At 70.6% G+C, this 4,772-nt stretch carries 5 protein-coding genes; 4 read left to right on the forward strand and 1 reads right to left on the reverse strand.

Annotation, left to right across the window (positions count from 1 at the left end; all coding sequences use genetic code 11):
* Nucleotides 1-82 precede the first annotated feature (82 nt).
* The 4 genes from AWZ10_RS12515 to AWZ10_RS12530 all read left to right on the forward strand — a co-directional run bounded on the left by AWZ10_RS12515 (nt 83) and on the right by AWZ10_RS12530 (nt 3,976).
* Nucleotides 83-880 carry a response regulator gene (locus AWZ10_RS12515; protein ID WP_046708659.1) on the forward strand — a complete coding sequence of 266 codons (798 nt, stop codon included), beginning with the start codon at nt 83-85 and terminating at the stop codon, nt 878-880.
* Between the two features lie 125 nt (nt 881-1,005).
* Nucleotides 1,006-2,259 carry a serine hydrolase domain-containing protein gene (locus tag AWZ10_RS12520; protein ID WP_060891094.1) on the forward strand — a complete coding sequence of 418 codons (1,254 nt, stop codon included), beginning with the start codon at nt 1,006-1,008 and terminating at the stop codon, nt 2,257-2,259.
* A gap of 165 nt (nt 2,260-2,424) precedes the next feature.
* Complete coding sequence (locus AWZ10_RS12525; protein ID WP_244172475.1) at nt 2,425-3,528, forward strand: Rieske 2Fe-2S domain-containing protein; 1,104 nt, start codon at nt 2,425-2,427, stop codon at nt 3,526-3,528.
* 97 nt (nt 3,529-3,625) lie between these two features.
* Nucleotides 3,626-3,976 (forward strand): hypothetical protein, encoded by a 351-nt coding sequence (locus tag AWZ10_RS12530; protein WP_037690053.1) that lies wholly within the window; start codon nt 3,626-3,628, stop codon nt 3,974-3,976.
* A gap of 124 nt (nt 3,977-4,100) precedes the next feature.
* On the opposite strand, the gene AWZ10_RS12535 is transcribed toward AWZ10_RS12530, so the two are convergent.
* The gene (locus AWZ10_RS12535) at nt 4,101-4,574 is read right to left on the reverse strand and encodes a carboxymuconolactone decarboxylase family protein (RefSeq protein WP_046708657.1); all 474 of its coding nucleotides are present in this window, start codon (nt 4,572-4,574) and stop codon (nt 4,101-4,103) included.
* Nucleotides 4,575-4,772: the final 198 nt, after the last annotated feature.

A 4,772-nucleotide genomic window follows, 5' to 3' on the forward strand; every position in this document is an offset into this window, starting at 1 on the left:
CCGGTGGGCGGGGGTTCGAGGTGCGGGTGCGGATACCGGTGGCGTCCCTCGCGGACAGGGCATCCGTGGCGGAGGCGGGGCGTTGACGATCCGGGTGGTCGTGGCCGATGACCAGGAGCTGGTGCGCAGCGGGTTCGCGTTGATCCTCGACGTCCAGCCGGACATCGAGGTGGTCGCCGAGGTGGGTGACGGGGCGGAGGCGGTCGAGGCGGTGCGGCGGCACCGCGCCGACGTGGCGCTGCTCGACATCCGGATGCCCCGGATGGACGGGATCGAGGCGTGCCGGGCGATCAGTGCGGACGGCGTGGGCCGTGCGGGCGGCGCGGACAGTGCAGACAGCTGGGGACGTGCGGGCAGCGCGGGCGGTGCCTGTCGGGTCGTGATGCTGACGACCTTCGATTCCGACGAGTACGTGTACGAGGCGCTGCACGCGGGGGCGAGCGGGTTTCTGCTCAAGGATGTCCGGCGGGACGACCTCGTGCATGCCGTTCGGGTCGTGGCGCGGGGTGACTCGTTGCTCGCGCCGTCCGTGGCACGGCGGTTGGTGGAGCAGTACACCCGGCCGGCCGCCGTCCGGGCCCGGCGGCCCGACCCCCGGCTCGACGCGTTGACCGGGCGGGAGCGGGAGACGCTGTTGCTGCTGGCGCGTGGGCTGTCCAACGCCGAGATCGCCGGCGAGCTGGTCGTCAGCGACCACACGGTCAAGACGCATGTCGGCAACGTGCTCGCCAAGCTCGGGCTGCGGGACCGTATCCAGGCGGTGATCTGCGCGTACGAGACGGGGCTGATCTCGGCCGGTGACGCGCCCACCGGGGCCGCGGGTCCCCCGCCCGGGGGAGTCTCCCGGCCCGGTTCCTCCCCCGCGTCGGCGAGGGAGTGACCGAACCCACCTCCCGAAGACCCCCTGTGCGGGCGATCCGCGAAAAGCCGCCGGTCACAAGGATGGAGCCATCGAGAGCGACCACGAGCGGTCGCGAACACCGGCTCACATCAACGGAGTTGACCATGAAGAGCGCCACCCGCACGCTGCTCGCCGCCGCCCTCGTCCTGGGGGTGGTGACGGGACCGGCGGCTCTGCCCGCCACCGCCTCATCCTCATCCTCATCCTCGCCCTCGCCCTCGCCCTCGCCCTCCGTCACGGACACCGTCTCCGCGCAGACGCAGACGCAGACGCAGACGCAGTCTCAGACGCGGACGGACCCCGAACTGGCCACCGCCATGGAGACCGCCATCGCCGGGCTCCCCTCCTCCGACGCCACGGCAGCGCTCGTACGCGTCGGGGGTATCGACGGCCGTTGGCGGGGCAGTTCGGGGGTGCACGACCTGGCGACCGGCCGGGCGGCCGATCCCGACGCCCGCTTCCGGGCCGGGTCCGTGACCAAGGTGTTCACGGCGGCCGTGGTGCTGCAGCTGGCGTCCGAGGGCAAGGTCGACCTCGACCGCAGTGCCCGCTCGTATCTGCCGGAGCTGATCCCGGCGTCGTACGGCGGTGTCACCGTCCGGCAGTTGCTCAATCACACGCACGGCATCCCGGCGGCCGACTCCTCGGGGACGACGGTCGAGGAGTGGTACGCGAACCGTTTCCGGATCCACGACCCAAAGGAGATGGTGCGGTCGGCCACGGCGAAGGAGCGGGAGTTCGCGCCGGGTGAGCGGCAGCACTACCTCAACATCGGGTACACGATCGCCGGGTTGCTGGTGGAGCGGGTGACCGGGGACTCGTACGAGCGGCAGGTCGCCCGGCGGGTGCTGAAGCCTCTCGGGCTGCGGGACACCTACTTCCCGGGGACCGATCCGCGGATCGTCGGCCCGCACAACCACGGCTATCAGCGGATGACGTTGGACGACGGGACGACCGGGCTGCGGGACGTGACCGTGTGGGGGGTGACGGACGGCTGGGCGGCCGGTGACATCGTCTCGACCACGGCGGATCTGGAGCGGTTCACGAACGCGCTGTTCCGGGGGCGGATCGTGCCGCGCGGGCCGGTGCTGGAGGAGATGTTCACGGTGCCGAAGGTGGTGGACTTCACGAGCGGCAAGCCCGCCGAGTTCGCCGCCGGGCTCGCGAGGAAGGTGCTCGGCGGGCGTGAGGTGTGGGGCAAGACGGGCGGTCGCTGGGGCTACAACTCGGCCATCGCGTCCACCCGCGACGGCTCCCGCACCGTCGTCTACAGCGTCAACTCCACGGACGCCAAGGGCAGGGACGTGAACAGGGTGGCCCTCAATGTGATGGTGGCGGCCTACGGCACGCCGTCGTAGCGGGAGGATCGCTGACACGCCAACTTCCTTTCATATGCGGCATGTTGCGGGTCGTGGATCACAACCGCCGTTAGCATCGGTCTCATGCGATTTCGTCGGCGCCATGACAAAACGAGACTTGATTCGACGGCCTTGCCCCGCGATCCACGCGCCGACGAGTACCCGATGCCGAGCGTGCCGTACGGGTGGTACGCGGTGCTGCGGAGCGGGGAGTTGCGGACAGGGAAGGTCGTCAGCCTGCACTACTTCGGGCGGGCGCTGATCGCGTTCCGGGGGCCGGACGGGCGGGCGGCCGTGCGGGACGCGCACTGTCCGCACTACGGCGCGCATCTGGGCGTCGGCGGAAAGGTCGTGGACGGGACGGTTCAGTGCCCGTTCCACGGGTGGCGGTTCGGGGCGGACGGGCGGTGCGTGGAGGCGCCGTTCGCCGCCCGGACCCCCAAGGTGTCGATCGGCGGGCTTCCGGTGCGTGAGCACAGCGGGCTCGTCTTCGTGTACGCCGGGCCGGGCGAGCCCTCGTGGGAGGTGCCGGAGATCGAGGAGACGGGGTCCCGGCACTTCGCCTCGCCGATCGACGACACCTGCCGGGCGCGGATCCACATCCAGGAGATGCGCGAGAACATCGTCGACGAGTCCCACTTCCACTTCATCCACGGCCAGAGCGAACCGCCGGTCCAGGAGTGGCGGGAGGACGGGCCGTTCGCCGAGGCGCGGGGGACGATCAGCCGGCGGGTGTTCGGCTGGGACATCAACAACACGTTCGACGCGTACATGTACGGGCCGGGGGTGATGGTCGTCCGGTCCCACGGGCCGGTGCTGTCGGTGACGGCCGTCGCGCTCAGCACGCCCGTCGACGACCTCACGAGCGAGCTGCGGGTGCTGTTCTACCTCCGCAAACCGGCCTGGCTGCCCTTCCTCACCCCCTTGTTCAAGCTCGTCTTCCGGGCCGAGGCGCTCGGTGAGGTGCGCGAGGAGGTCCGGATCTGGGACCACAAGATCCACCAGGCCCGGCCCGTGCTGCTTCCGCACGAGAAGGGGATCAGGGCGCTGCGGCGGTGGTACGCGCAGTTCTATCCGTCGGGCAGCACGGGCGATGGCCAGGTGACATCGGGAAGCACGGTCCATGGCCAGGTGACATCGGGAAGCACGGTCGATGGCCAAGTCCCGTCGAGAAGCACCGACGACGGCCAGGTGCCGGCCCGGTCCGTTCAGCCGGGGGAGGGTGGGGGCAGGGCGACACGGTTCGAGGAAGTGGGCCGGGCCCGTTGAGAATGAGGTGGCCGGCAGCGTGCGCGCCGGCACTTTGTGCGGGCGCAACCAGCGGGTTCACCGCGCCCGACGACGCGACCGCTCCTAGGCTCCACCCATGGAGCAATCCGAGATCATGCAGCGAGTCGTCGGCATCCTCACCGAAGCGATCGAGATACGGCGACAGGTTCGCGAGAACCCGGACGCCGAAGTGGCGTTGACAGGGGCTGTCTCCGCGCTGCTCGCGGAGACCCTGCCCGAGATCAAACTGCCCGCCGACGCGAGCGCCCGGGAAGCCACGGGCATCATCACGGATGCCCTGGGACCGGCGATCGTGGCCCTGGCCAACTGCTTCTCCTACGCCTTCGTCCACCTTGCCGAGGTGCACGACGAGGGGCGGACCGATACGACGACCACCGACGTCCTGCGGTCCCTCTCCCTGCAGTTCGCACAGCGGGACGGGGCGTAACGCGACTGCGCCCGGCCGTCACGCACGTCAACCGGGCCGACCAGGCCGAGAACGACGCATCCCCAGGCCCTTCCACGGCCTGGGGATGCGTCGTTGCGGCTCTGGTCAGCCGGACACGTCGACGTCAGTCGAACATGCCGACCTGGTAGTCGCCCGCCGGCTGCTGCAGGATGACGTTCAGCCGGTTGAAGGTGTTGATGAGGGCGATGAGCGCCACCAGGGCGAGGAGTTGGTCCTCGTCGTAGTGCTTGGCGGCCTTCGCCCAGACCTCGTCGGGGACGCCGCCGGCCGCGTCGGCGATCCGGGTGCCCTGCTCGGCCAGCTCCAGCGCGGCGCGCTCGGCCTCGGTGAAGACCTTGGCCTCCCGCCAGGTGGCGACCAGGTGCAGCCGCTGGGCGGTCTCCCCGGCGTGCGCGGCCTCCTTGGTGTGCATGTCGAGGCAGTACCCGCAGCCGTTGATCTGGCTGGCGCGGATCCGCACCAACTCCTGGGTGGTGATCGGCAGGCCCGTCTCGTCGACCGCCTTGCCGGCTGCGACGAGGTGCTTGACGAGCTTCCCGGCGACCGGGCTGGCGAGCAGGTTCAGACGCGCTTGCATGGCGGGCTCCTTGTGCCGTCGTATGCGGTGACAACACAAGGACGGACCGGGCCCCGTTCGATGTGACACGCACGGACGTGACCCCCGTCACGCACATCGTCACCGTCGATGGATGGTCGCGGGGATGGTCGCGGGGATGGTCGTACGGAGGGGGCCGGGAGCCCGCCGGGCCGAGGCCGGGCGCCGGGGCCGACGGCC

Source organism: Streptomyces europaeiscabiei (assembly GCF_001550375.1).
Classification (GTDB): domain Bacteria; phylum Actinomycetota; class Actinomycetes; order Streptomycetales; family Streptomycetaceae; genus Streptomyces; species Streptomyces europaeiscabiei.